At 60.5% G+C, this 25883-nt stretch carries 26 protein-coding genes and 5 pseudogenes; 22 read left to right on the top strand and 9 right to left on the bottom strand.

The window, feature by feature from the left end; translation table 11 throughout:
- The first annotated feature begins 347 nt into the window (after positions 1–347).
- From ACVJ5M_RS45210 to ACVJ5M_RS45275, 14 genes and pseudogenes are all read left to right on the top strand, one after another.
- The gene (locus ACVJ5M_RS45210) at positions 348–983 is read left to right on the top strand and encodes an acyl-homoserine-lactone synthase (RefSeq protein ID WP_354100678.1); all 636 of its coding nucleotides are present in this window, start codon (positions 348–350) and stop codon (positions 981–983) included.
- A 40-nt stretch (positions 984–1023) separates the two neighbouring features.
- Complete coding sequence (locus ACVJ5M_RS45215) at positions 1024–1593, top strand: lysozyme family protein (protein WP_231145651.1); 570 nt, start codon at positions 1024–1026, stop codon at positions 1591–1593.
- 75 nt (positions 1594–1668) lie between these two features.
- On the top strand, positions 1669–1965 hold the full coding sequence (locus tag ACVJ5M_RS45220; RefSeq protein WP_085398292.1) for a TrbC/VirB2 family protein: 297 nt from the start codon (positions 1669–1671) through the stop codon (positions 1963–1965).
- Positions 1965–2303, top strand: a complete 339-nt coding sequence (locus ACVJ5M_RS45225) for a type IV secretion system protein VirB3 (protein ID WP_085398291.1) — start codon at positions 1965–1967, stop codon at positions 2301–2303. Before ACVJ5M_RS45220 ends, ACVJ5M_RS45225 begins: the two co-directional genes overlap by 1 nt.
- A pseudogene (locus tag ACVJ5M_RS45230) lies at positions 2296–4660 on the top strand (VirB4 family type IV secretion/conjugal transfer ATPase). Before ACVJ5M_RS45225 ends, ACVJ5M_RS45230 begins: the two are co-directional and overlap by 8 nt.
- Before the next feature lie 53 nt (positions 4661–4713).
- Positions 4714–5379, top strand: coding sequence for a type IV secretion system protein (locus ACVJ5M_RS45235; protein WP_249169881.1), 666 nt, complete (start codon positions 4714–4716; stop codon positions 5377–5379).
- A complete protein-coding gene (locus ACVJ5M_RS45240) occupies positions 5376–5618 on the top strand; it encodes an EexN family lipoprotein (protein ID WP_166354144.1) in 243 nt (80 codons plus the stop codon). Before ACVJ5M_RS45235 ends, ACVJ5M_RS45240 begins: the two co-directional genes overlap by 4 nt.
- A gap of 11 nt (positions 5619–5629) precedes the next feature.
- A complete protein-coding gene (locus ACVJ5M_RS45245) occupies positions 5630–6616 on the top strand; it encodes a type IV secretion system protein (protein WP_354098414.1) in 987 nt (328 codons plus the stop codon).
- A gap of 350 nt (positions 6617–6966) precedes the next feature.
- On the top strand, positions 6967–7638 hold the full coding sequence (locus tag ACVJ5M_RS45250) for a virB8 family protein (protein WP_354100679.1): 672 nt from the start codon (positions 6967–6969) through the stop codon (positions 7636–7638).
- Positions 7635–8516, top strand: a complete 882-nt coding sequence (gene virB9 / locus ACVJ5M_RS45255; protein WP_354100680.1) for a P-type conjugative transfer protein VirB9 — start codon at positions 7635–7637, stop codon at positions 8514–8516. The genes ACVJ5M_RS45250 and virB9 overlap by 4 nt, the downstream gene beginning before the upstream one ends.
- Positions 8497–9642, top strand: coding sequence for a type IV secretion system protein VirB10 (gene virB10 / locus ACVJ5M_RS45260; RefSeq protein WP_354100681.1), 1146 nt, complete (start codon positions 8497–8499; stop codon positions 9640–9642). Before virB9 ends, virB10 begins: the two co-directional genes overlap by 20 nt.
- Positions 9639–10670, top strand: a complete 1032-nt coding sequence (gene virB11, locus ACVJ5M_RS45265; protein WP_231145648.1) for a P-type DNA transfer ATPase VirB11 — start codon at positions 9639–9641, stop codon at positions 10668–10670. Before virB10 ends, virB11 begins: the two co-directional genes overlap by 4 nt.
- Complete coding sequence (locus ACVJ5M_RS45270; protein WP_354100682.1) at positions 10636–12582, top strand: type IV secretory system conjugative DNA transfer family protein; 1947 nt, start codon at positions 10636–10638, stop codon at positions 12580–12582. The genes virB11 and ACVJ5M_RS45270 overlap by 35 nt, the downstream gene beginning before the upstream one ends.
- The gene (locus ACVJ5M_RS45275) at positions 12566–13744 is read left to right on the top strand and encodes an LPD7 domain-containing protein (RefSeq protein ID WP_231145646.1); all 1179 of its coding nucleotides are present in this window, start codon (positions 12566–12568) and stop codon (positions 13742–13744) included. The genes ACVJ5M_RS45270 and ACVJ5M_RS45275 overlap by 17 nt, the downstream gene beginning before the upstream one ends.
- A gap of 1036 nt (positions 13745–14780) precedes the next feature.
- On the opposite strand, the gene ACVJ5M_RS45280 is transcribed toward ACVJ5M_RS45275, so the two are convergent.
- Both ACVJ5M_RS45280 and ACVJ5M_RS45285 read right to left on the bottom strand, forming a co-directional pair.
- Positions 14781–15146, bottom strand: coding sequence for an outer membrane protein (locus ACVJ5M_RS45280; RefSeq protein ID WP_354100683.1), 366 nt, complete (start codon positions 15144–15146; stop codon positions 14781–14783).
- A 109-nt stretch (positions 15147–15255) separates the two neighbouring features.
- Complete coding sequence (locus ACVJ5M_RS45285; protein ID WP_354100684.1) at positions 15256–15420, bottom strand: hypothetical protein; 165 nt, start codon at positions 15418–15420, stop codon at positions 15256–15258.
- 340 nt (positions 15421–15760) lie between these two features.
- Between ACVJ5M_RS45285 and ACVJ5M_RS45290 the strand changes: the two genes are divergently transcribed.
- From ACVJ5M_RS45290 to ACVJ5M_RS45300, 3 genes are all read left to right on the top strand, one after another.
- Positions 15761–16450, top strand: a complete 690-nt coding sequence (locus ACVJ5M_RS45290; RefSeq protein WP_456679765.1) for a Bax inhibitor-1/YccA family protein — start codon at positions 15761–15763, stop codon at positions 16448–16450.
- A gap of 920 nt (positions 16451–17370) precedes the next feature.
- Positions 17371–17763 (top strand): hypothetical protein, encoded by a 393-nt coding sequence (locus tag ACVJ5M_RS45295; protein WP_354100687.1) that lies wholly within the window; start codon positions 17371–17373, stop codon positions 17761–17763.
- A 326-nt stretch (positions 17764–18089) separates the two neighbouring features.
- Positions 18090–18239, top strand: a complete 150-nt coding sequence (locus ACVJ5M_RS45300; RefSeq protein ID WP_354100689.1) for a hypothetical protein — start codon at positions 18090–18092, stop codon at positions 18237–18239.
- Here ACVJ5M_RS45300 and ACVJ5M_RS45305 read toward each other — a convergent pair.
- From ACVJ5M_RS45305 to ACVJ5M_RS45315, 3 genes and pseudogenes are all read right to left on the bottom strand, one after another.
- A pseudogene (locus tag ACVJ5M_RS45305) lies at positions 18173–18913 on the bottom strand (transposase); the annotation flags it as partial. The gene ACVJ5M_RS45300 and the pseudogene ACVJ5M_RS45305 sit on opposite strands and share 67 nt — an antisense overlap.
- A 391-nt stretch (positions 18914–19304) precedes the next feature.
- A complete protein-coding gene (locus ACVJ5M_RS45310) occupies positions 19305–19682 on the bottom strand; it encodes a hypothetical protein (protein WP_354100688.1) in 378 nt (125 codons plus the stop codon).
- Positions 19683–19964: 282 nt separating this feature from the next.
- On the bottom strand, positions 19965–20174 hold the full coding sequence (locus tag ACVJ5M_RS45315; protein ID WP_456679766.1) for a PRC-barrel domain-containing protein: 210 nt from the start codon (positions 20172–20174) through the stop codon (positions 19965–19967).
- Positions 20175–20306: 132 nt separating this feature from the next.
- Here ACVJ5M_RS45315 and ACVJ5M_RS45320 point away from each other — a divergent pair.
- Together ACVJ5M_RS45320 and ACVJ5M_RS45325 are read left to right on the top strand one after the other, a co-directional pair.
- Positions 20307–20707, top strand: a pseudogene (locus ACVJ5M_RS45320) (DNA polymerase/3'-5' exonuclease PolX); the annotation flags it as partial.
- Positions 20708–20787: 80 nt separating this feature from the next.
- Positions 20788–21027 carry a DUF2171 domain-containing protein gene (locus ACVJ5M_RS45325; RefSeq protein WP_354100708.1) on the top strand — a complete coding sequence of 80 codons (240 nt, stop codon included), beginning with the start codon at positions 20788–20790 and terminating at the stop codon, positions 21025–21027.
- A gap of 137 nt (positions 21028–21164) precedes the next feature.
- On the opposite strand, the gene ACVJ5M_RS45330 is transcribed toward ACVJ5M_RS45325, so the two are convergent.
- Positions 21165–22349: a ribonuclease HII gene (locus tag ACVJ5M_RS45330; protein ID WP_456679767.1), complete on the bottom strand. Its 1185-nt coding sequence runs from the start codon at positions 22347–22349 to the stop codon at positions 21165–21167.
- A 383-nt stretch (positions 22350–22732) separates the two neighbouring features.
- Here ACVJ5M_RS45330 and ACVJ5M_RS45335 point away from each other — a divergent pair, with 383 nt between their 5' ends.
- Both ACVJ5M_RS45335 and ACVJ5M_RS45340 read left to right on the top strand, forming a co-directional pair.
- Positions 22733–23047, top strand: a complete 315-nt coding sequence (locus ACVJ5M_RS45335) for a hypothetical protein (RefSeq protein WP_354100707.1) — start codon at positions 22733–22735, stop codon at positions 23045–23047.
- Between the two features lie 182 nt (positions 23048–23229).
- Positions 23230–23424, top strand: a complete 195-nt coding sequence (locus ACVJ5M_RS45340; RefSeq protein WP_354100710.1) for a CsbD family protein — start codon at positions 23230–23232, stop codon at positions 23422–23424.
- A gap of 177 nt (positions 23425–23601) precedes the next feature.
- Here the strand turns inward: ACVJ5M_RS45340 and ACVJ5M_RS45345 are convergent.
- A pseudogene (locus tag ACVJ5M_RS45345) lies at positions 23602–23943 on the bottom strand (glycosyltransferase); the annotation flags it as partial.
- Positions 23944–24282: 339 nt separating this feature from the next.
- On the opposite strand from ACVJ5M_RS45345, the gene ACVJ5M_RS45350 reads away from it, so the two are divergent.
- A protein-coding gene (locus ACVJ5M_RS45350) for an IS3 family transposase (protein WP_456679768.1) occupies positions 24283–25358 on the top strand; the annotation gives its coding sequence in 2 pieces (ribosomal slippage) (positions 24283–24532 and positions 24532–25358; 1077 coding nt in all).
- On the opposite strand, the pseudogene ACVJ5M_RS45355 reads toward ACVJ5M_RS45350, so the two are convergent.
- Both ACVJ5M_RS45355 and ACVJ5M_RS45360 read right to left on the bottom strand, forming a co-directional pair.
- Positions 25352–25570: pseudogene (locus ACVJ5M_RS45355) on the bottom strand (DUF4142 domain-containing protein); the annotation flags it as partial. The gene ACVJ5M_RS45350 and the pseudogene ACVJ5M_RS45355 sit on opposite strands and share 7 nt — an antisense overlap.
- An 82-nt stretch (positions 25571–25652) precedes the next feature.
- Entirely contained in the window at positions 25653–25880 is a 228-nt protein-coding gene (locus tag ACVJ5M_RS45360) for a hypothetical protein (RefSeq protein WP_085398776.1), read from the bottom strand.
- Between the last annotated feature and the right edge of the window lie 3 nt (positions 25881–25883).

Here is a 25883-nt window from a genome sequence, read left to right on the forward strand (position 1 = left end):
GACGTTGCGGCAGCTTTGCGGCACGAACAATTGGATATCACCCTGTCAAACCTACAGCAGTAACGCGGACATACGACGGACGAGAACAACCTCTGACTGCAGCCACCCAAAACAAAATATTTCTCCACGTGTAGAGGCTAAGGAATTTCATTCCCTGCGCTGTCAGACCAGCGCATCACGGAACAACTTATACAGTTTCCAAAGTGCGCGCGCGGATAGCCGTGCCTTGCGACCACGGTTCGTGACCCAGCAGATCCATAGCGCCCTGTCAGAACTGACAGCGCAACGCCGTGGCCGTGGCTGCTTTCCTGATCTCGAAGCTGTGATTCGTAAGTTTGAGGTTAAGAATGAAGGTCATTGTGCGTAGCCGTGCGGCACTCCTGCGCGACTCCGAACTAACGCTAGGAATGCACCGCCTGCGAGGGCGTGTGTTCAAGGAACGGCTCGACTGGGACGTCTCTGTCTGCAACGGATTGGAGATCGATCAGTACGACACCTTTAAGCCAACTTATCTCCTGGTGCTCGAGCAGAACGACGTTGTTGGTTGTGTTCGGCTGCTGCCCACCACCGGGCGCAACATGCTCGCCGATACGTTCCCGATGTTGCTAGATGGCAACCCGGCGCCGGTGGCGACCACGATCTGGGAGAGCTCGCGGTTTTGCGTTGACACCAAGAGTGCGGCGGCAACAGCAGAGAATGGTCTGCGCAAAGCGACGTTCCTGCTGTTTGCAGCCATGATCGAATGGGGACAGCAGCACAATCTTCATGCCATCGCAACAGTCACTGACCTGCGCATGGAACGCATCCTGCGCCGGGCCGGATGGCATCTCGAGCGCCTCGGGACGCCTCGTCAAATCGGGGTGACCAAAGCCGTCGCTGGATTGTTGCCGATCAGCGAGGAGGCTCTCGGCGCGATCCGAGCGACCGGGCAGATTTCAAGGGGTGCGATTGACGCGCCATCAATCCTGGCGATCGCCGCCTAGCATCCAACGTCTTCAGCTCCTGACAAGAAGGCTCTCAACCATGGATCCTGCTGCATTCGCGGCCCTGATCGAACGATGCGCCCCGACCGCGATGGCCCGGCCACTGACGACAATCGTGCGGCAGGCGAGCACGTTCGAGCCGCTGCTCATCACGATTCAGGGGCGCAAACCGATTCCGATTCAGGCAACCGACCGTGACGAAGCCATCCAGCTCGCAACCGAGGCCATCGCGACTGGCCAGCAAGTCCGAACGGGTCTCGGTCAACTTGATGCGGCGGAAACACGAAACGCCGGGCTGACGGCTAGTACCACCTTCGATCCGTGCCAGCACATTGCCGGGCTTGGCAGATTGTTCGATGCGCGACTGCAAACGGCGAGTATAAAACGCGCAGACCGCGACCAGGCGATTGCCGAGGTTGTCGCGAGCTTCGCGCCGAACGCATCCGGTCACGTCTCGGAACCTCGCATCGAGCCGATGGCTTCTACCGGTCGCGATCGCCCCACCGGCGATACGACAATCAATCCACCCGCAGCCTCTGCCCGCGAGCGCCGGCCCTGGGACGTTTATCGCTCGGGAATGGGCACGTCAGCCTTTGTTTACGAACGATGAGAATCGCCGTTTTTCATCTCAACTCAACCGCGGTCCGGGCTGGGGTCCGGCTGCAGTGCCACTCGGAGCCGTGCCATGACTTCTCCTGTTAAACACTCCGCTGCCCTCCTTTGCATGGGCACCGTTCTCAGCATCGCGCTGGTCGAGCCCGCGTTTGCGCAGACCGCGAACATCGAAGGCGTGCTGCAGAACATCGTCAACATGCTGACCGGCAACGTCGCCCGCCTGCTGGCGACGCTGGCCGTCATCATCGTCGGCATCGCCTGGATGTTCGGTTACCTCGATCTGCGCAAGGCCGCCTATGTCGTGCTCGGTGTGGCCATCACGTTCGGCGCCTCCGAGGTGGTTTCGACCTTGACTGGGGGTCATTGATGACCGAGTCCGCGCGTCTCACGGAGGACACCCTGTTCCTGGCCTGCACGCGTCCGGCCATGGTCGCCGGCGTCACGATGGAGGCTATGGCGCTCAATGTGATGTTCTCCTGCATCCTGTTTCTGGTAGCTGGCAGCATTCTCTACGGCTTGGTCGCAATTCCGATCCATGGCCTTTGCCGCATCATCTGCCGGCACGACCCCAACATGTTCCGGATTCTGCTTGCTTGGATCGAGACGCGAGGGCGCACGCGCAACGCGTCATTTTGGGGCGGATCGTCCTGCACGCCGCTCAAGCTCGTTCGGCGTTATCGAACAAGAGACCTTGGCTATGCGTAACACAGCGCTCAAGACCCGAGAGATCGGGCCTGACGTCCACCTGCCGTTCGGCCGGCATGTCACGGATACGGTGATTAGTCTCACGACACGAGCGCTGCTCACGGTGATCAGGCTCGACGGCACTTCGTTCGAAACCGCCGAGACGGCGGATCTGAACGACCTTCACGCTAAGCTGAACCTCACGCTGCGCAACGTGGCGGATCCACGGCTGGCGCTATGGACCCATCTGGTGCGCCGTCGAACGTCGGACTACCCGGCCGGTACGTTCCGCTCGACATTTGCAGCCGCGCTCGACGCGCAATATCGCAACCGGCTCCGCAACGAGGCGCTCTTTCGCAACGATCTCTATCTGACGCTGGTCTGGCATCCCGGTCGTGCCACCACGGACGTGGCCGCGGCGTTCTTCAAGCAGCTTGGCCGAAACGTTGGGCATTCCCTCGAGGTCGACAGCGATGCCTTGAAGCGGCTCGAGGATGCGAGGCGCGACTTGGTCGCGGCACTGGAGCGTTACGGTGCCCACACCCTTGGATTGGTTGAGCGCAACGACATCATGTTTTCAGAAACCATGGAACTGCTCCACGCCATCACAAGCGGGGAATGGATGCCGGTCCCGTTGCCGCAAGGGCCGATCGGCCCCGCGCTCTATTCAAACCGAGTCATCTTCGGCCGCGAAGCCATCGAAATCCGCGGTGCCGGCGGATCGCGCTTCGCTGGCATGTTCGGGATCAAGGAATATCCGGCGTCCACCCGGCCTGGGCTGCTGAATGCACTGCTTTCCGCGCCGTTCGAGATTATCCTCACGCAATCTTTTGCGTTTCTATCAAAAGCCGACGCCAAGACCATTCTGACCCGCAAGCAGAACCAGCTGGTCTCGGCGCAGGATCCGGCGGCCTCGCAAATCGACGATCTCGCTGACGCGCTCGACGATCTCGAATCCAATAGGTTCGCGCTCGGCGATCATCACCTCTCGCTCCTGATCTATGCGGAGACGCCTTCCCAGCTACAGGGGAATATGAGCGTGGCACGACGGGCACTGGCCGATGCCGGTAGCGTGGTCGCGCGCGAAGATCTTGGACTTGAAGCGGCTTATTGGGCGCAGCTCCCCGGGCTGTTCAAGTATCGGGCACGAACGGGGGCGATCAGCTCCCGCAATTTCGCGGCGTTTTCCCCGTTTCACACCTATCCTACCGGGAGGGCTGCCGGCAACCATTGGGGTCCGGCGGTTGCGATGCTCAAAACAGCCTCCGGCTCGCCGTTCTACTTCTCGTTCCATCACGGCGACCTCGGCAACACCTTCATCTGCGGCCCGTCCGGCTCCGGCAAAACCGTCGTGCAGAATTTCCTGCTGTCCCAGGCCGAGCGGCTTGGCGCCACTTACGTGTTCTTCGACAAGGACCGTGGCGCAGAACTCTTCGTACGCGCCGCCAGCGGGACCTATCTGGCGCTCCACAACGGCCTTGTGACGGGCTGCGCGCCGCTCAAGGCGCTGGAGCTGACGCCGGCGAACCTGTCCTTCCTCGGCACACTGATCCGGAAACTCGTCACGCCGGAAAACCGGCCGCTGACGGTGACCGAGGAGGAGCGGATTGATTCCGGGTTACGCGCTCTTGGTCAACTGCGGCAGGCGGAGCGCTCGTTCGGGGCGCTGCGGGCCTTTCTCGGCCAACAGGATCGCGAAGGGATCGGCGCCCGGTTGGAGCGATGGTGCCGGGGCGCGCCTTTCGGCTGGGTGCTGGATGGCGAGCAGGATGCCATCGGGTTAAAGACCCGGTTCATCGGCTTCGACATGACCGATCTGCTGGATCATCCCACCGTTCGCACGCCGCTCATGATGTATCTGTTCCATCGTGTGGAGCGCCTGATCGACGGGCGGCGCCTGATCATCGACATCGACGAATTCTGGAAGGCACTGGGTGACGAGGCATTTCGGGATCTCGCCAACAACAAACTGAAAACCATCCGCAAGCAGAACGGCGTCATGGTGTTCGGCACGCAGTCGCCCCGGGATGCGCTGGCCTCGCCGATCGCGCACACGATTGTCGAACAATGTCCGACGCAGATCTTCCTCCCGAACGCGCGTGGGACGCGCTCGGACTACGTCGACGGCTTCCATCTGACGGACACTGAATTCCGCCTGATCAAGGAGGAGCTTGCGCCCGAAAGCCGGCGGTTCCTGGTCAAGCAGGGCCACAACTCGGTGGTGGCGGAACTTGATCTCAACGGTTTCGACGACGCACTCGCCGTGTTGTCGGGACGGACGGAAACGGTCGAACTGCTCGATCGCTCGCAGCGAGCACGGCGACGATCCGGTCCAATGGCTGCCGGTATTTCACGCGGAGCGGAGGAACGTCCGATGATGGTTCGGCGAAGGTCGGCGGTGTTTGCCTCCGCGTCCGTAGCGGCCCTCCTGATGGCCTCTCCGACAGAAGCGGAGATTGTGTTCGACCCTAACGTCTTTGCAAGGCAATTTGAGCAACTGACGGAACTGAAGAGGCAGGTCGAGACCCTGACGTCGCATCTCAAGGTGGCGCAGGATCAACTGAACCAGGCCAAGCAGCTCTATGACAGCTTCAACAAGCGGACCAACGCAAACGACGTTGGAGCGCTGTTGAACACGCCGCAGTTCCGGAAAGTTCTGCCCCAACAATTCTCTGATATCGAACGGCTCGTCGCGGGGCAGGGTGGCGGCAACTTCGCCGACGCGATCGACCGCTATCTGTCGCAGAACCGCGCATATGCCGGCAACAGCGGCAATTCATACTATCAGAGCGAGCTCGACCGGATCGCGCGGCAGACCGGCGCCAAGCACTCCATGGGCCAGGCTGTGTACGACACCGCTTCGCAGCGTATCGACGCACTTGAGGAACTGAGAACCCGCATCAGCACGGCGACCGATGTCAAGGAGACACTCGACTTGTCCGCGCGGCTGCAGGCTGAGCAGGCGCTGCTGCAGAACGATGTGCTCCGGATGCAAGGCCTCGCGATGATCCAGCAGGCCCGCATGGACATGGATGGGCAGCGGGAGCGCGAAAAACAACGACAACTGATTGATGAAATGAAGGCGGCCCTGCAATGACAATCAAAGCATCCATTCTGGTGATCGCTGTCGCCGCCGCTCTTACTGGCTGTAACGAGGATCGGAGTCAGCAGACGAAGACCGTCGGCTGGTTTCTTGACCATCGGGACGAACTCGCCATGGCGCTCAAAGCATGCCGCGACAATCCCGGAGAACTGGGAAAGACAGCGAACTGCATCAACGCGAATGAAGCGCGTAACAAGGTCACCATTCAAGAGATGAAAGACGCCCTGAAGTAAGGACCGCTGCGATGGCCATTGACGTCTTTGACAGTTTTCTGAAGGAATTCGAGCAACCCATTACGGCGTTCGTGTCGACGTCGGTTTCGAATCTGGCATCGTACATCGATGGCCCGCTTCGCGTGGCCGTGATGCTCTATGTCGTCCTCTACGGTTTTGCTGTGATGCGCGGCGCGATTTCCGAACCGATCATGGAATTCGCCTGGCGGGCGATGCGGATCGTGGTCGTGGTTCTGCTCGCGACCAATTCAAGCGCGTTCCAGCAATACGTCACAGGCCTGTTCTTCGACTCCTTGCCCAAGGAAATCGGCAATGCATTAGCGGGCTCAGGACTAAATACCAGTTCCGGAGCGCCTTTCGATCAGCTTCTCTCGAAAGGGATCGACGTTGCGAACAAGATCTACGAACAAGCCGGTCTGACCAACATCGCGCCGGCGCTGATTGCCGCGATTCTCCTGGTCTTCGTGGCGGTTGGCTCCTTCCTGCAATTTGCCATCCTGCTCTACGCCAAGGTTGGTCTCGGCGTCGTGATCGCGCTCGGCCCTATCTTCATTGCGCTCGGGCTATTTGAGGCCACGCGGCCGTTCACAGAAGCCTGGCTTCGGCAGGTCGCCAATTTCGTCATTCTGTTGGTGCTCGTCGTCGCGTTGGTCGGGCTGATGCTAACAACCGTCAGTGGCTTCATCGACAGGTTCGCGGCCAATGCGGGTACAGCCGGCGAGATGGTGGTCGCCGCAGTTGCGATCAGCGCCGTGCTCGGTCTGTCCGGATACATCTCGCTGCAACTGCCGATCATCGCAGGCGGTCTTGCCGGGGGCGGCGCGTCGCTCGCAAGCCGGCTGGTCACAAGTCCCCTGATTGCCAATGCCACGGCCGCAGCCGGCGGCGCGTATGCCGGCGCACGCTGGTCGGCAAGCCGGGGTCTTGCTGCAGTCAGAGCCAGCCGGCAGGGCGGCAGTATGCGGCGGATCCGATCCCAGGGCACTACGACAGCGTAAGCAAGGATCGCCGGCATCAAGCGACAAGAAAGACAGGGGCATCAGAACGATGTGGCGTCGACTATTCATCATTTGCGTTATCGCATGGCAGCTTGGGGCCTGCGCGAACTGGTCAAAGGGGCCGCCGTCCTGTGACGGTCTGACGCGCCGCCCACTCAATCGTTCACTTTGGGATTGGGAGAACGGCACGCCGCTGGTGGCGCCCGAAGCGCCAATTCCGCCGTCCGGGCCAGCACCCATCATCCGCAAGGGCGAGATTGGGCCGTCGGCGCCATCCAGCCATACCGCCAATTCGAGCTCTCGGTTGGACATTGCAGCCTCTTACCGCGCCTGCGGCAAGGAGGCGTGAGATGGTCCGGCAGGATGATCTGAAGACCTATTTCGACAACGCGCGCCGGTGGGAACAGGATCTGTTGCTGTCGGCCCATCGTTCGCGCCGAACGGCATGGGTGGTTGCCGCGGGTGCCTGTGTATTGGCGGCCGCCTCGGTCGGTGCGGTTGCGGCTCTTGCGCCGCTGAAGACGGTCGAGCCGTTCGTCATCCGTGTCGATAATGCGACCGGCATTGTCGACACCGTCTCCGCCCTCAAATCGACGCCGGCGCGCTACGATGAGGCCGTGACCAAGTATTTTCTCGGCCGCTACGTGCGTGCACGCGAGGGCTACAGCTATCCGGAGGCGGAAACCAATTTTCGAACCATTTCCTTGCTGTCCGGGGCAGGCGAGCAAGCCCGTTTCGCGGCGTGGTACCGCGGCTCCAATCCCGAAAGCCCGCAGGTCGTTCAAGGCCGTTTCGGGGTCGCCACCGTACGCATCAAGGCGATCTCGCTGCTGGCCGACAATGTCGCATCCGTGCGGTTCATGAAGGAGAGCCGCAAGGGCGAGGAAACCCGCATCACCCATTGGGTCTCGACCCTGACGTTCTCCTATGCCAGCGCGCCCATGTCCTCTGCCGACCGTCTTATCAATCCCCTCGGCTTCCTGGTTTCGGAATATCGCGCCGATCCGGAGGTCGTGCCATGAAACGTTTCGTCCTTTTGATGATCTTTGCGCTGGGATACGCGGGGCCGGTGCTGGCGCTGCAGCAGCCGGCACCTGGTCAACATGACGCTCGGGTGCGCACGGTCACTTACGATCCGGCCAACGTGGTGCGGGTCAATGGCGTCATCCGGGCTTCAACCCAGATTTTGTTTGCTGATGACGAGGAGGTCGCGCATGTCGCGATCGGCGACTCCGTGGCATGGGAGGTTGCCCCGGCAGGCTCGATCTTGTTCCTCAAGCCGCGGGAAAAGCATCCGCCCACCAATTTGCAGGTTGTGACCACACGCCCCGATGGGCGCAAGCGCTCCTATCAGTTCGAATTGTCGATCGCCGAGGCGACGCTTGCGGACAGTTATTTCGTGGTCCGGTTCGCCTATCCCGGTGATGAGATTGAGCGCCGACGCATGGAAGCGGCCGCGCGTGGCGCCGAGCGGGAAGGCGCACTGATCGAGCAAACCTTCGACCTGCATCATGCCTATGGCGCCCGCAACTGGCGTTTCTCCGCTCAGGGCTCGATCGATCTTGAGCCGGAAGCCGTGTTCGACGACGGCAAGGAAACCACCTTCCGCTTCGCGGGCAATCGCGAGGTCCCGGCGATCTACCTGATCAACTCTGACGGCTCAGAAAGTCTCGTGCCTAAGGATGTCCGCGGCGAACTGGTGGTCGTTCATGCCACAGCACGAGAGTTTCGTCTGCGCAAAGGAGGCAACGTGCTCTGCATTTTCAACGAGGCGTTCGATGCGGTGGGAATCAACCCCGGTACCAATACCACCAGCCCCTCGATCGAGCGGCGGGCGAAGAAATCACCTCCATCCCTGAAGTCAGATAGGCGGGCGCGACATGACCGAGCATCACGATGAGACGATTGCCGGCGACCGCGGCATTACCCCTGTGGGAGGCGGGGACAATGGTCGAACGGCGATGCTCAAGCGCGGCTTCGGCGCGCTGGCGCTTACCGCTTTTGCCTTTCTGATCATCTGGAGCACCTGGAAGAGAGATAAGCCGGTGAGCGATTCCGCACGCAAGCTGATGATTAGGCCGGCGGCGGCGTTCGAGCCCGCACCGGAACCGCCGTCTGCACCGATCACCACGGCTTCAATTGCAGCCACGCCGGTCGGGGCCGCGCCAGCGGCGCCGGCACCCGCCTCCGACCAGCTCCTGGAGAGCGCGCGGCGGGCGCCGGTGCTCGCTTATAATCGGCCGATTTCTTCCGGGCGCCCCGCCCGCGATAGCGCCACTGGAAGCGTCCTGACCGAGCCCTATGAGTTTGGACGGGGCGGGCCGCGCAACGATCTTGCCGACAAACTGAAGCCCACCCCGATCGAGGGCGTGCGCGCCGCGCGGCTTCCCAACCGCAATCTGCTGGTCACCCAGGGTACTTCAATTCCGTGCGTACTCGAAACCGCGATGTCCTCAGACGTGGCCGGCTTCGTCTCCTGCGTCGTCATACGCGACGTGATGTCGGATTCCGGCAACGTGGTGCTCATGGAAAAAGGCACGAAGGTGGTTGGCGAGTATCGCGGGAATGTCCGGCGAGGCTCAAAACGCCTGTTCGTGCTGTGGACCCGCGCCAAGACGCCAACAGGGGTGATTGCAGCATTGTCCTCGCCGGCCACAGATGCGCTGGGCCGTGCCGGCTTCGACGGCGACATTGACACCCACTTCTTTGAGCGGTTTGGCTCGGCGCTCCTGCTCTCAATGGTCAGCGATGCCTCATCGATCGGTCGTCAGCAGATGCAGGACGGCTCCATCCAGATTAACAACACCGCGGGGGCCACGAACACCGCCGCCGCCATTGCTGTTGAGCAGTCGATCAACATCCCGCCGACGCTGAACAAGAATCAGGGCGAGCTCGTCAATATCTTTGTCGCGCGCGACGTCGATTTCTCCTCGGTCTATCAACTTCGGCGAATTGAGACCCGGACCCAGATTCTCGACCGCACCATCCCTGCTGGCATAGTGGCCCCGGCTCCGGTGACGAAATGACCCAGGTGACGTCGATTGAACGCGATGGTGGCCGCCTGGTGCTCGAGCGCTATCTGGAGCCGCTGGCGCCTTACCTGGCGGACAAGACCCTGACCGAAATCGTCGTCAACCGCCCGGGCGAGATCTTCGTGGAAGGGCCGGGCGGTTGGACCCGGCATGAGGCGCCGGCTTTGACGCATGTCTACCTCTCGCATCTGGCAACTGCCGCCGCCGGTCACACCCGTCAGGACGTCGGTCCAGAGCATCCGGTGGTGTCAACCAGCTTGATCGGCGACGAGCGCTGTCAGATCGTGATCCCCCCGGCTGTCCCAGCCGGGACAATCAGCCTGACAATCCGCAAGCCATCGACCCTGACCATGACGCTTGACGCCTTCCAGCAGGCAAGACTGTTTGACGAGGTCCGTGTCACGGGGAATGAGCTCCGCCCGGACGAGCATCGCTTGCTTGCCTTGAAAGAAGCCGGCGCCTGGCGCGAGTTTCTCGAGCTTGCGGTACGGGCCCGCCGCAACATTCTCATTTCTGGTGCAACCGGTTCCGGCAAGACCACCCTGTCCAAGGCGCTGATCGCGGCGATTCCGTCGCATGAGCGGCTCATCACGATTGAGGATACTGCCGAGCTTGTCATTCCCCATCAGAATTGCGTGCGGCTGCTCTATGCCAAGGACGGGCAGGGCGTCGCCAAGATTGGAGCGCGCGAACTGCTCGAGTCGTGCTTGCGGATGCGGCCAGATCGGATTCTGCTGCAGGAGCTGCGGGATGGAACGGCATTCTTCTATCTAAGGAATGTGAACTCGGGACATCCAGGATCGATCACGACGGTCCATGCCGACAGTGCCCGGCTTGCCTTCGAGCAACTGACCTTGCTGGTGAAGGAAAGCCCGGAAGGCCGTGACCTTCATCGCGACGATATCCGCTCGCTCCTGCTGCTTCTCGTCGACGTCGTCGTCCAGATGCAGAAGCGAGACGGCCGGTACCGCATCTCGGAAATCTATTATGACCCCGTTCGCAAACGCGACCACGCCCACTAGGTTCGCGCTCGGTACTGCGCTTGCGGTCGGCGCCATCGGGCTGTTTCTGCTGGTCGCCTCAAATATTCTGCTGCTCGGGCTCAGGCATCACGACGGAGGCATCCATTGGTCCGAGATCGCCACGGGCTGGCCCCGGTACGGCACGGACCCACGCTTTGACCGCTGGCTGACGCTCTCAACTCTAGCCGGGGTGATAGTCGTCTTTGGCCTGCTCGGCGCTATCCTCCGGCAGCGTCCTCTGCCGCTTCATGGCAGCGCCCGTTTCGCCTCGGCGCGCGAGATCAAGGCCGCTGGCCTGCGATCCAAGGAGGGCGTGCTGCTCGGCTGCAAAGACGGCGCGCTGCTCTGTTTCGGGGGATCCGAGCATGTCCTGGTTTACGCCCCCACCCGCGCAGGGAAGGGCGTTGGCTATGTCATTCCTAACCTACTCAATTGGCCGGATTCAGTTGTCGTGCTGGACGTGAAGAAAGAGAACTGGGATCGTTCGGCGGGATTTCGTGCAGCGCATGGGCAGGAGGTCTATCTGTTCGACCCTCTCGAGGAGAGCGGCCGCACGGCACGCTATAATCCACTAGGTTATGTGCGCAGCGATCCCGCCGATCTCTATGACGATCTGCAGCGCATCGCGGTGATGCTGTTTCCGGCGGAAAGCCGGGGCGACCCATTCTGGTTCGAGGCGGCACGTTCGGCCTTTGTCGCGATCGGAGGCTACGTCGCGGAAACGCCTGGCTTGCCCCTGACGATCGGCGAGATTCTGCACCAGCTGTCTGCGGCCAGCGACCTCAAGTCCCATTTCGAGAAAATCATCTCCGCTCGCAAGTCAGGCCCTTCGCCACTGTCGCGGCATTGCATAACGGCATTAAACGACTTCCTCGCCGCTTCCGAAAACACCCTGAGCTCGGTGCGCAAGACAGTCACGGCGAGGCTCGGTCTCTGGCTCAACCCGCGCATCGATGCGGCGACATCGACGAGCGATTTTGATTTGCGGCAGCTGCGGCAACGACCGATGTCGATCTATCTCGGGGTCACGCCAGACAATCTCGACCGCATGGCCCCGCTCCTCAATCTGTTTTTCCAGCAGGTGGTCGATCTTAACACCCGCGAACTGCCGGAGCAGAACCCCAAACTCAATCGCAAGGTGCTGCTCTTGCTCGATGAGTTTCCAGCGCTGGGTAATGTCAACGTGCTCGCGAAAGCAGTGGCTTTCATCGCCGGATACGGCATTCGCCTCCTCACTGTAGTTCAGAGCCCCGCGCAGCTGCGCGCGATCTACGGGGTCGATGCCGCGCGCAACTTCATGACCAATCACGCCGTCGAGGTCGTGTTTGCACCGAAAGAACAGGACGTGGCGAATGAGCTCTCGGAGCGTATCGGCTACGAGACCGTGAACGCGCGCAGCCGCAGCGGACCAAAAGGGCTGGCGATGCGCTCGACTAGTGAGACGATCTCCGAACATCGTCGCGCCCTGATGCTGCCGCAGGAACTAAAACTTCTCCCGAGATCCAAGGCCTTCATTCTTGGCACCGGTATTCCGCCCATCATCGCCGACAAGATCATCTACTACGAAGACAGGCGTTTTCTAAAGCGATTGCTGCCGGCGCCCGTTCCGCGGATGCCCAAAGGGCGTTCAAATGCGCTGCTCGACGCCGAAATCAAGGAACTGCGCTCCGAGATCGCCGAATTGCGCGCGGTATTCCGGACGCGCCCCATGACCGACGAGGAGGTGGCCGACCCCTCCGCCATTCCTGCCGGCGCCAGTTTCGACTTTGGCGACGTGGACGTGGACCTCGAAGGGCTCTCCGAGGAAGAGTTAAAGGCCTGGACCCTGAACTACATCGACGCCCAGGCCATTCCGCCGGCGCGACGGTCCGGCCGCAAACAGACCGGGCAGCAGCATGAACGACAAGCGTGACAACGGCGAGGATTTCAGCCTTGAACGGCAAGATCGCACAGGGCGCGATTCGGGAAGAAACGAACCGGGCGACCAGGCGGAAGCGAAGTCAAAGTCGGCTGCCAGGTCGTCCGCCGCGATAGTTGATGACAATGCGCTCCCCGAGCGTATCAGTCGCAAATATTACGTCATTTCAAATGAGACCGGAAGAGACCGGCATAGCGGGGAAACGCGCTTCTATGCCGACGAACGTGGCGAGTATCTGGCCTTCAAAATCACGGAAGATCGACTGGTCACCCGGCTGGCCGCAGCGGAAGTAATCCGGGACATGGTCAGCGTGGCACAACATCGCCAATGGGAGGCACTTCACGTCCGCGGCTCCGCGGAATTCCGACGCGAGGTCTGGCTTGAGGCTGGTACCCGCGGAATCGAAGTGCAGGGGTATCAGCCGACTGATCTCGATCGGCAGGCGCTGGCTGATCGGCAAGCCGTCTGGAACCGAACACGTCCTCGCGCGCATCAGGAGGAGGTTCGTTCAGCTTTTGACAGGGACGAGCCCTCGGCAAGAGTCGACTACGACAAAGGCGTTTCGGGACGTTTGATCGAGCTCGTCCGGGCACCTTACGGCAATCGGAACAACGCCGAGATGTCGACCTACTTGGCTCTCGAGCTCGACAATGGCCAGCAGCATAAAGTGTGGGGCGTGGGTCTGGAAAAGGCGGTCGCAGACAGCAAGACAGGGCCGGGCGACCGAGTCCAAGTGCGCCGCGAGGGCGTCGAACGCGTCCTTAAAGATATCAAGATCATCGACGCAGCAACCGGAAATGCACGGTCCGCGCGCCGGCAGGTGCCCCGCAACCGCTGGCGTGTGACGGCGGAGAAATTCCGCTCGGCCGATCGGCAGACGGCGGCGCGTGATGCCGATTTGATCGCGGCACAATCGAAGATGGTCATCATTGAGAAGCTGGTAGAACGCGCGTTTCCGGAGGACGAGCGGGCGCGGCGAAACATCATGGAAGCGGTCAAGGACCGCATTGCCGGACATCTCGAGCGGGGACATTCGTTCGCGCGCGCGACGGTGGCAGAACCGATTCAAGATCGACATCGATCCGAGAGCGATAAAGTCGATGTCAAGCGAAACCAGACTGGCGGGCGCGAGAGATTTCAGGAAAGGGAACGCTGAGGGCATGCCAGAGAAAGTCGTCGAGTCAAAAATCGCGAGTTTGACTCCCACTCTCTCCGCCATACAGGCCGAGAAGTTCTGATCGATCAGTACGCAATCCGCTTCGCTGTTTGGCAGCCCATACTCAAGCCCATACTTCTGATTGCACCAGCAACGAACATGTTGCCGGTAAAAGAAGGGTATACTTTCAGGAAACACCCATAACATTTGAAGGCTTCAACGCGCGGACTTTCTCCCAAGCCGCCCAAACCCGGGTTCCAATCCGGATTTTTCCGATCGAGCAGGGTGCGACGCTCGAAGACAGGCTGGTGAAAGACTCACTCCTGAACATCGCTGATGTTTCGCCGCATCGCTGCACAAGGAAGGGGCGCGAATGAAAGAAGGTGGACCGTAGGTGCTGTCTTTCGGGACCACCGGTGGACGCGCTTCCGCAGCGACGTAACGATAATCCTGAGCTGCTTTTCGGTTCGTCACTTAACCGGGAATAGGAGCGGACGGACGCTTGTAGTTGCCAGGCCGGAGCGCCGGTCGGGTGTATCGCATTGTAATGCCAGCAATCGATGCGTTCACCGGCTGATCACACACTCTGAAAACACGACCAAAGCCGCCCCCGATCCGCACAGTCCACGGCTCGCCCGAGGCTGCGAGCCAGTTCGAGGTGATGATCGGTGCTGTGGTCAAGTACCAGCCGTGCGCCATGTTGTAGTTGAGGAATGGCTGGGCAAGGAAGGCATTGACGGGCGGCCGCAGGGGATTGCCACCGATTGACCATTGGTTTTGAGCAAAACACCGATCACCCAATGTCCCGGCGTAACTAAGAAGACAGCCGTCGGACCGAACAGGAACTTGCCGGTCCCCTGGATCGGATCGTTGGCGGACGGAATGGTGAAGACCGAACCAGCGCCCCGGATGAGTTTGCCCGGGTTGGTAGGCGAGAAGAACAATGACTGCGTGATGTCCCCAACGCCATTGGCAATTACTGTTGAACAGCCGACTTGGCTGGCTTACCAGCGCAATGACGGAGATCAGGTTCCAGTCATCGCTTAGATGCATCGGCACGACGGGCTGAATGTTGAATACTCCTGCGTGCGATTGAATCGGCCGGCTCGAAATTGGTGTTGCTCTGAAACACCACGCTGACAAGGTCCGCGATCGGGTTTTGTGATGCCTCCTGCAGATCTTCCGAAGGCTCGTGAGAGACGGCAGCGGTCGATGGCTCCGCTGCAGTAGAAACGCCACTCCGGAATTTATAATTGATCCCGGCTTTGACCATTTGAAGATCGCGGTTCAAAGCCACCGAAGGGTCCGTAGGAGATTTCCAGTTCGACAGTCCGAGATAGTCGTATTCGAGCTTGACCGCCCGATGCGGCTTGAAGCCGCATTCGACGCCACCGCCAACCAACCGCTGCTGGTACTAAACCCGTTCCAAAAAGTCGCGTTGCTATGCACCCAGCCGCCGCCCAGCTTGGCGAACACGGGCCATCGATCATTCACGAGGCCGAGGCGGCCCATCACCGTGCCGACCCAGTGCTGGCGAGGGCCGGATGACCAAAGCCGGCTCCGCCGAACTCTTCAACACCAAATAGAAGGTGACCGGCCGGGAAGTTATAGCCCGCCTGCACGCCACCGATGAAATCGGTGAGGCCGCTATACGAGTTGTTGCCAGGAATGTTCAAGCACCCGTTCGACAGCGAAATGGTGTCACAGATGGCGCATGCGACCCATCCTCCCATCACCTTGCGCGTGGATTTCGATCTTCTGTGCTCGTTGAAAACATTCGCTGGGCGCAGAAATTCATATTGGCTTTGCCGGCCGTCGCCATCGAACGTCGGACACGTGTCTCGACGCGTGCCGAAATCGCATAGTAACGCGCAGGGTTCCGCTCTACTTAGATCGTTCAGCCGGGGTCTTTGGCGCGGCTGCTGAAATGTCCGCAAGGATCGATCCGGTCTGCCAAGTCGCGGTTGTCGAGCGTCATCGTCGTGAGCAGCGGCACCGATAAAGCCCATCAAAAGGATGCGACCCATGTCGAACTACGATGGAAATGCACCTGCTGCCCCTCTTTCCGCGAACGCCATCGCAATAGATGTCGGCCTTCGCGCTTTCATGCTGCGCGTCTACAACTACATGGCCGTCGGGGTCGGCTTGACTGGCGTTGCAGCGTTTTTGACCTATCAGGTCACCGGCCCGGAATTGCTTCAAAGTCCGCTGATGTGGGTGTTGATGCTGGCCCCGTTGGCGCTGGTGTTCTTCATCAGCGCGCGAATTAACACAATGTCGGTCGAAGCCGTGCGAGGATTGTTCTTTCTTTACGCGGCGCTTGTCGGGATCTCCCTGTCGACCATCTTTCACATCTACACGGAGTCTTCGATTACGCGGGTGTTCTTTGTCTCGGCGGCCGCCTTCGGCGCGCTCAGCATCTGGGGTTATTCGACCCAGCGAAACTTGTCGGGTTTCGGCACCTTCCTTTTTATGGGCCTGATTGGCGTCATCATTGCGAGCCTGGTCAATCTGTTCCTGAGATCCAGCGGGCTCGATTGGATGATTTCCGTTGTCGGCGTCGGCGTCTTTGCGGGCCTCACGGCTTATGACACCAAACGGATCAAGGAAATGTATGATGGAAGCGATGATGCTACTTCGAACGGTCGCAAGGCCGTGATCGGCGCGCTGTCGCTCTATCTCAATTTCATCAATCTCTTCATATGATGCTGCGTCTCATGGGTGCTCCACGCTAGCGTCGGCGATGATGACACGCGCGACGCATCGCTTCGCGCGGGCCCAATAGTCCTGGAAGTCTCGGACAGCGGTTGCCACGTGCCCGACCCCGAACGGTGGCTGCGGACGGCACGAGGGCGTTGGCCCGAGGAGAGCAAGAGAGTTGCGCGCAATGGAGCGACGCCCCTTGTCGACGCTGGCGGATCCATAGCGAATGCATCAAAGCGCCGACATTCGCCAAATGATCAGTCGGCATACATTGGGTCAGGCGCGGGAGCAACTGAGCCGCGCAAGAGGTCCGGAGTTGTAGATGAGAAACAGGTCGCCCCTATAGTGGAAGTATTCTCCAACGAATTCCTTCGTCACAAACTTAAGCTGGATTTTGTTGTTGCTGGTAATGTGGGGAGCAACCGATTTGCCATTTCCGATGGTCAGGGACATCTTGTTCTTGTCGCCCAAAGTGACATTCAGGTCGATTAGCTTCGGTTGGATGGCGGGTCACGCATTTGTTGAACGACCTCGCCTTTGCACGAGAATTGTTGTTCTGCGGCATTGCCCGGCCCAGCCATCATTGCCGGCAAGGCAGGGCCTGCCACTAATCGACCTGCCTGCAACATGACTTCGGCTCCTATCCTTTGTCGTGACTGGAAGTAAGTACGCCCTTGCGCCGATTGCTGCGGTCTCGCCGACGGTCAGATCAACAGACTGCAGACAACGGAACGATCTACCGTATCCAGTGAAGACCGAGGCTTAGCCAAGCGCTATGCAAATTCGGCCAGCTCCCGCCCTTTTGGGTGCCTCTCGTGTGGTCAAGCGGGAGCTGCTGAAAGTGCATAGTGCAGCTGCAGCACATCGGCGAAATTGGCAAAACATGAAGCGATGCGCTCTAACGGTAACTCGAGGAGTTTATGATGACCATCAAGAGTCGATCCAACTTGATGATTTTTGTCGCCCTTCTGCTCTGCGGTTCTGCGCCGGCCGTGGCCCAGCACGTGCCGCTGGAGAAGGCGATCGGCGGAGACAAGCCAGAAATTGTTCCGTCTCTGATTGTGATGAATGCTCGTGGAGCCACCTTGCAGGGCGGCCAGCTCGCGCTCGTGGGCGTCGCACCAAATTCCATCGTGTTTGCTGACCGGCCGGTACGAGCGGCGGGCCATTCGCTCACGACAGACTTGCTGGAGGAATGGTCACCCAGCAACGAGAGCGATGACAGCTTCGCCAAGGAGCCGCCGAATGCCACCGTGTCGGTTTTCAACAAGGACGGCTCGAAAATCAAAGACGCGGTGGTGCTAGATGGACCTTGAAGTTCTGGCCCGCCGCATCGTAGCCCTGAGCGTCAGCCGCATTTTGCACACCCGTTGCGGCCTCCCCCAGTTCCGGTTCTCGGGCTGATATTCGGTTCGACGGACACCAGTCCCGTGACGATGTTCTTCACGCGTCATTGGGGAGCACTGCTGTTCTGGAGCGAAAAAGTCCCGTCAGGACTATGCAAATTCGGCCGGCAGAGCAAAAAACACCGTAAAACAGCGATGGCAGATCCCGCGTAGTTGCGCCGCCGCACTCGGCTCTGGGAGGACTGGGAACCATAAGCCGTGATACCGGCCAAATCACGCACAGGATTTCACCTGACATTGACCAAGAGCGTAATCGATTGATCGGCGACCTCGATAAGGCGCTTGTGGTGAAGACCGTTTTTCAGATCAAAGGAATTGGTCCGACCTTGAACGGCCGGAATGGCGAAGGTGATTCCTCCGCAGAGACGATCTCATCGATGAGATAATTGTCGGAGTAAGCGAAGAACGCTGGTCCCTTGTGAGCTCCGGTCCACTGGGCCGCGGGATCGGACAGCGAGATGAACTTCGGGACAACCTCACTGGCCGCACCCCACGCCGTATCGTCGAGGGTTGCCAGATACTCCTTCACCGCGCGGCTTGACCTCGCCGGATCGCGATCCCTGCGCCAATCCTGACCCGCGATCGAGCGCTGCTTGTTGGCATCTGCCTGGATCAGGCTCGCGTCTACCGCAAAACCTTCGCCACCAACCAGACCGGCCAGAATGCACGCCTCGACGATATGTTCGAATACGCGACGAACGACATCTCCCTCGCGGAAGCGCTCATTGCGGGCCCGCGAGAAGGCCGAATGATCCGGGATAGCATCCTCGATACCGAGCTTGCAGAACCACCGATAGGCGAGGTTCACCTGCACTTCACGGCAGAGCAGCCGCTCCGAGCGGATCGCGAAGACATACCCCACGATCAGCATCCGGATCATCAGCTCTGGATCGATCGACGGGCGACCCATGGACGAATAATGAGGAGCTAGTTCGCTGCGAAGCCAAGACAGATCGAGAGCAGTGTCGATCTTCCGCACCAGATGATCTTCGGGAACCGCGTCGCTGAGATGAAACGCGTAGAACAGTTGACCTTGGTCACTCTTCAGACGGCCCATCATGAATCGACCTCGTCGCGATTCGCGTCAACACAACGGAATCACGCTTGCCGGCTCGTCTCAACTGACTTTTGCAACAAAATCTGCCAACACAAGGCGACATGCCAAGGGGCAGGGAATGCGCCGATGAGCGGCAGTGGTGGCATGGCAGCCACGATCGAACCCGCAGGGCGTTACCAGCGGCACTTGATCGCCTTAGCAGGCTCACCGTCGATCAGGCGAAGGGGCGACCCGGTTGGCTTCGCTGGCAGCGGATGCCAAAAACTCATTTAGCAGGTGTCGCTTTATCCTGATCGGTTCACGCTCGCCTTGGGAAGCGAGCAAGAGAACGCGCTCGGCAACTTCGAGAGCAGATCGCTGCTGCTGACGAGTGAATGGCGGCCTCAATACGGGACTAATAGCCCGGGCAAATCCAGTTGCCGTAGGCGTCGTAGCCGCAGCCGCCGCGATAGTAGGCGCCTGTCGCAGCAGCGCCGACAGCAGCGGCGCCGACCGCCGCCGCACCGACACCGTAACGCCGATACCCGTAGCCGCCATAACCATAGCGTCCGCCGCGCACCGCAACAGCGCCACCCCGGGCTCCTCGAACTGCAACAGCGCCGCCCCGGTAGCCTCGCCCGGCGACAGCGCCGCCGCGGTAACCACCTCCGTGAAATCCGCCACCGCCCCGATAGCCGCCACCGCCGCGACCGCGGGCATAGGCATCGTCTGGAATCAAACTGGCGGTGAGCAGAACAAGTGCTGCAATTGCAGCAAGAATATAGTGAAGCATGACAGCATCCTCTCTACGAACTCTGCGAGCGCGGGAGATTGCGGCGCCCGCGGCGCGTTAGGTTGATGTAAGTCAACGGGACTCATGACTCCGCCGCGGCGTGGGAAACGGCATTAGCAGAGGTCGGTTCGCCCGGTTTCTGTTATGGTTGCTTGGGAACCGACGCAAAGTAGGCGGTTGGTGCAGTATCACCGCCCCAGTCCCGGCATCTATTGAGGGACTGAGCGTGGCGCTGCGATTAGCCGATAACATCAGGCCATTAGGCGCGCCGGTCTGTAAGCACTATCGCTCTAGTAGCTTGATCGTCGAGACGGGCCACTTCCCGGGATGGCCAGCGACGGAAAGACGCAAACCGTGCGCTTCGTCCAAGCACAATTCCTCGACAGTTCCTGCCTTCCCGTCCGTCAGCACCACGGCCTTGCCGATCAATTCCGTCTCGGCTTTGTGACATTCCCGCAGAATAGCGGCGGCGTGCGCTTTGGCTCGGGGCATTGCCTCAGCTGTCTCCATCGCATCAGAGCGACTGTGCATGCAAACCTAGGGTTCCTACGGGTGCTAGATGGCTGCCGGCGTGCGCATCGCAGCATGTTGCTCATTGGAGCTAAAGAAATTTTCTGTTCAATGAAGGCGCAGACCCAGCGCCTGCTTCGAGCCATCTCCGATCCTCACAGCACCATCATCGGTCACATGACCGGGCGGCAGCTGCAGCGGCGGCCAGGCTACGAAATCGACATCGAGAAGTTGCTCCGGGCCTGCGCCAAGCAAGATGTCGTCGTCGAGATCAAGCTCACCCGTGGCGGCTCGACCTGGATTGGCGCTGGCACCGGGCTGCGCTCGAGTTCGGCTGCATGCTGAGCATCAATCCGGACGCGCACTCGATTCCTGAGCTCGATCACATGCACTGGGGCGTCGAGATGGCCCGGAAGGGAGGTGTCCCCGCCGACCGTGTCCTGAACGCGATGCCGCTTCCGGAGATCACGCGCTACCTCCGCCAGAAGCGGCGCTCGCTCGCCCGGGCGGCCTGATCGGCGGTTGCCGAGCGTCGGGAAGCAATCGAAAGTTTCGCTGACCGACCGAATATACGATTGCTGAATGAGAGATTCCCATGACAGACGTTTCGAAGATCAAGGAACATATGGACGTGATTTCGTCCGATCGGAAGATGGTCGGAAAAGTCGATCACTTGGATGGAACCGACAAGATCAAGCTGACGAAGCAGAGTTCGCCGGACGGTCAGCATCATCACTTTATTCCGCTCTCATGGGTCGATCACGTCGATCAGCACGTGCATCTCAATAAGAGCGGCGCCGACATCATCTCACACTGGCAGCACGCTCAAAGCTGACGAAACCACTGGTCAGCTCCTGTATCACTGCGACAAACCAAGAAGCAACAAATGGCGGATTAGGCACGGCGTGGAGTACTGCAGTCAGTCGCGATAGGCGCATCGCCGCGGTCGGATCGGCGGCGGCACAATTACGCTCACGCTCGGACAACGGAGCAAAGAAACTCGATGGCAAGCCAGCGCCGCGACGCCGGCGGAGCGCCGCGACGCCAGCTAGGAGGACAACTTATGGGAATCGCGAAATACGAGATATTTGGAAAAGACGGCGCGTGGCGCATGCGCCACGACGGCAAGACGGAGAATGAGTACGCCACGAAGGAAGCTGCGTTCGAAGCCGCAATTGCGGCGGCTTCAATCGCGCTGCGAGAGGGCCATGATGTCACAATGACCGCTCGTCCTAGCGAGACCACAACCGGTGCGCCCACGAAGTAGGGGACTTGTCGGAGACCGAAGCGGTCAAGTGCTCCCAGCGCGCAGCACCGAAGCCTCGTCCCCTGACGGACATCGGTGCGTTCCGATGGCAAAGGCCAAGGTGGCAACGGCGGCAAGCCGAGGACTTCACGCACAGGGCCGAACGAACGTCTATGGGCAGCGCATGCGCCTAGTCTGGCCAAAGCGGCATAATGGGCGCGCACAGGATAACCCTTGTGGTCGGCGAAGCCGTAGCCGGGATGATGCATGTCAAGCGTTCGCATCAACGCATCGCGCGAAACCTTCGCCAAAATAGACGCGGCAGCGATGCTCACGGATTTGGTGTCGCCCTTGATTATCGCCTGCTGCGGGACCGCGATGTCTTTCGAGCGTTTCGCATCGATCAAAAGATGCTGCGGAGTCACCCCCAGCCCTTCAACAGCCCGTCGCATGGCAAGGATGCCCGCCCAGTAGATGTTGATGGTGTCGACCTCCTCAACCTCGACAAACGCGACAGACCATGAGGCCGCCTTTTCCTTGATCTCTTCCGCGAGAGACTCGCGCGAATTCGCGTCCAGCTTTTTTGAATCGTCGATCCCAAATATGCGCGTGCCGGGCTTGAATATTACTGCGGCAGCTGCGACCGGGCCCGCAAGTGGGCTCATTCCGACCTCATCGACACCCGCGATAGCTTCCTGCCCCACTTGCCAGAGAAGTGTTTCGAAGCGGAGCATCTTGCGAAGCCGCTGTCCTTCGGACCGATTTTCAAAGCGCCGCTTTTCAATCGAGGCAAGGATGGAGCGCGCTCCCGCGCGGCCGTCGGCGCGCAGCATTTCCTCAAGGCCCGCCTCAAGAGGCCTGCCCTCGATGACATAGCGCCGACGTAATTTTTCGAGTGAGTAGCGGGTCACGACACCCTCGACGGGAATAGGGGCGGTGATCGCCAAGCTTTGTGGCAAATATCTGAAAATTGGTTTCCCAGCCAATGGAACTCTAGCGTTTACTGTCGTCGCGGCCTGTTGCGAGTCATTCTCATAGAACAGTGAATAAGCGCCAAATAAACCCAACGGCTTCCGAGACCCACAATTCATCAACTTAATACGGCAATCCGGAAGATCGCTCAGTTCTCGGAGGGGGTAACCTTCGGCGCCGTGAGGGATCAAACCGTGCTCCGAATGACATCCTGGACGCAAGGACCCTTCCGGGGATCGCGCTACCTTCGCCAGAAGCGCCGCTCGCTCGCCAGGGCGGCCTAATGCCACCGGCGCAAGAACTCTCGCTCCAAGGAACGGTGGTGGCGGTCGCCGCCGATCGCGGACACCACTTCAGCAAAGCGCCGCAGGACCGCATCATGCTGGTGGAAGGCCACGGCGTCGAAGGTGACGCGCGCGTTCGTCCGGCATTATCTCGCCCGCCGCCAGCCCGCCTACCCAATCGCCGCCAGGTCTACCCGATGCCGTCCGAGCTTTTCACTTCCCTTCTCGAAGCTGGCTTCAAGGTCGCAGCAGGTGTACTTGCAGTAGCGCAGCAGGCTGAACTAACCAGGCAGAGCGGACTTGCTCTGCCCCTCAATTGCAGCCGGCTTCGGGCCAACAGAAGACGTGCCTAATAAAAACGAAGAAGCCGCGACGGCGAAGTCCAGGACATCGTCGCTGCGAGCAAGGACTGGCAGCCGACCAACGTTACAGAGCTGCGACCGCGAGATTGGTGTAACGCCAGCACTCTTTGAAGGAACTAGTTCGCAAAGCTTTCGTTGGCTGGTCATCCGGATCGGCAAAGGAGAACACGATCATGGACCGCGAACACGTGAAGGGCGCTGCCGACAAGGCAAAAGGCGCGATCAAAGAAGGTGCCGGTAAGCTTACTGGTGACAAAGACATGGAAGCAGAAGGCAAAATCGACAAAGCCAAGGGATCCGCCCATAACGCTGCAGGAGACGTGAAGGACGCAGCGCGCGACGCCGCTGATGCCCTCAAGAACAAGTAGAAGAGGCAATACAAAAACTGGCCGCCGTTGGGCGGCTTTTCTTTTTCTACCGGCCGGCCCGGTAGAATGAAGACGCCCACTTACCTCAGGGCGTTTGATCGCAGAAACCGAGCGCGGAGCCGCAGCCGATCTTGGCGCCCGACTTAATTGCTGAGTTGTCTTGTTTGACCGTGGTTTGAAGCCCGTGACGCCGTCTTCCACGACTTCCGGCACCGATCCGGAACGGTAGGCGATCACGGGGGTACCGCACGCCATCGCCTCGATCAAGACGAGGCCGAACGGCTCAGGCCAATCGATTGGAAACAAGAGCGCGGCGGCGCCGGCGAGGAACGCCTGCTTGCGAACGTCCACCTCGCCGATAAGCTTGATCTCTTCGCCGTCGAACTTGGGTTCGAGCTTCTTCTTGAAGTAGGCCGTTTCCGCGCGGGGTATCTTGGCTGCGATCCTAAGTGGCATCCCGACGGCGCGTGCGATGCGTATGCCGTCTTCCGGCCCCTTCTCCGCCGTGAGCCGTCCGAGTTCTTCGGTATCGCTTTCGCGCTCCTCCCATCTCCTGTGCAAATGGCACTGCGCGCTCGCCGGATCTCGACATCTTCGCGCAAGCGCTGGCGTAGTCGCCGCAACTTAAAGCGGTCTTAGGAGAGCACAACGAGCGGAGAGCTAATTGTTCTCAGGCCGACGCCCGTTGAGTATAGGTCTGGAAGATCGCCAGCTAGACGTTTGTTGGTTGGAGTTGCTACCTGAAATCATCGTCCACATCGCAGAGCGTGCGATTGATCTCAGTTCATGCGGGATGACCTTGCCCCGCGGGTTTAATCCAGTTTGAAGTTCGTTCTGGCCCACGACAAGGACCAGAGCATGAAGCGCAGCCGCTTTTCGGAAGAGCAGATCATCGGGATCTTGAAGGAGCATGAGGCCGGCGTGTCGGTCGCCGATCTGTGCCGCAAGCATGGCGTCAGCGACGCCAGCATCTACAAATGGAAGGCCAGGTTCGGCGGGCTGGAGGTCTCGGAGGCCAAGCGGCTGAAGACGCTGGAGGACGAGAACACGCGGCTGAAACGGTTGCTGGCCGACGCCATGCTGGACAACGCAGCCTTGAAGGACCTCGTGGGAAAGAAATGGTGACGCCCGCGGCCAAGCGGAAAGCTGTCGCCCATCTCCGAGACGCCTTCGGGATGAGCGAACGGCGGGCGTGTAAAGCCATCGGCTGCTGTCGCATGACCATGAGATACCAGACGACCCGGGCGGACGATGCCGGTCTTCGCCAACGCATGAGGGCGATCGCCCAGGAGCGCCGCCGCTTTGACTATCGGCGCCTCCACGTTCTGCTCAAGCGGGAGGGCTATGTGATCAACCACAAGAAGCTGTTCCGGCTCTACCGGGAAGAGAAGCTTGCGGTGCGTCGCCGTGGCGGCCGCAAGCGGGCGATCGGGACCCGGGCGCCGATGACGGTGCCGATGGCGCCGAACGACCGCTGGTCGCTCGACTTCGTATCGGATCAGCTCACCGATGGTCGCCGCTTCCGTATCCTCACCGTGGTCGACGACTGCACCCGCGAGTGCCTGGCGCTGGTGGCCGATACCTTGCTCTCGGGCCCCCGGGTGGCGCGGGAGCTGGACCGGCTGATGATTGAGCGCGGCAAGCCGAAGATGGTGGTCAGCGACAACGGCAGCGAGCTCACCAGCAACGCCATCCTGACATGGGCTGATCAGAGCCGCGTGGCATGGCACTACATCGCGCCGGGCAAGCCCATGCAGAATGCCTTCATCGAAAGCTTCAACGGCCGGCTGCGCGATGAACTGTTGAACGAGACGCTGTTCACGTCGTTGGCCCAGGCCCGCGTCGCGCTCGGATGCTGGCGGGCCGATTACAACGAGGCACGACCACACTCGCAGCTCGGATGGAAGACGCCGTCCGAGTTCGCCTTCTGCTGAGCGAAGCTCTTCTCCTGCGCGTTGCCCTTCTGCTCCGCGAGCTTGCTCGATTCGATCTCGAACATGTCGCTGACGGCGACCTCCTTGACGAAATCGGCAGTCGTCGGCGCGACGCCGAGCGCCGAGTTCACGCCGGTCTTCTCGCCAAGCGACTGGGCGAGCGCTGGGCCTGCGAGCAGTACGCAGGCAGCGGCGATCATGGTGCGTTTCATAGTTCGGTCCCTCTGATTGGCCGCGCGGCCGCTTGCCGCGCGAATCTTTGCGCCGACCAACACCGCGCCGGGGCCGATGTTCCTAATCCGTCGGGTTGCGGCCGGTGCGGGGATTGATCGGATCGGTCGGCTTCCGCCGCAGTCGCTCCGGCAGGAAAGGTTCGGACGGCGAGGCCGACGGCGTCGCGCGCACGTCGGCATGATGCTGCGCCCGCTCGTGTGGCGTCTGATTGGCATTGATCTGGTGCTTCACATCGACGCCGTCGACGGGATCGTTGACGCCATGTTGAATGTCACGGAAATCGCTCATGGT

It is taken from the genome of Bradyrhizobium sp. S3.7.6, from assembly GCF_054061875.1.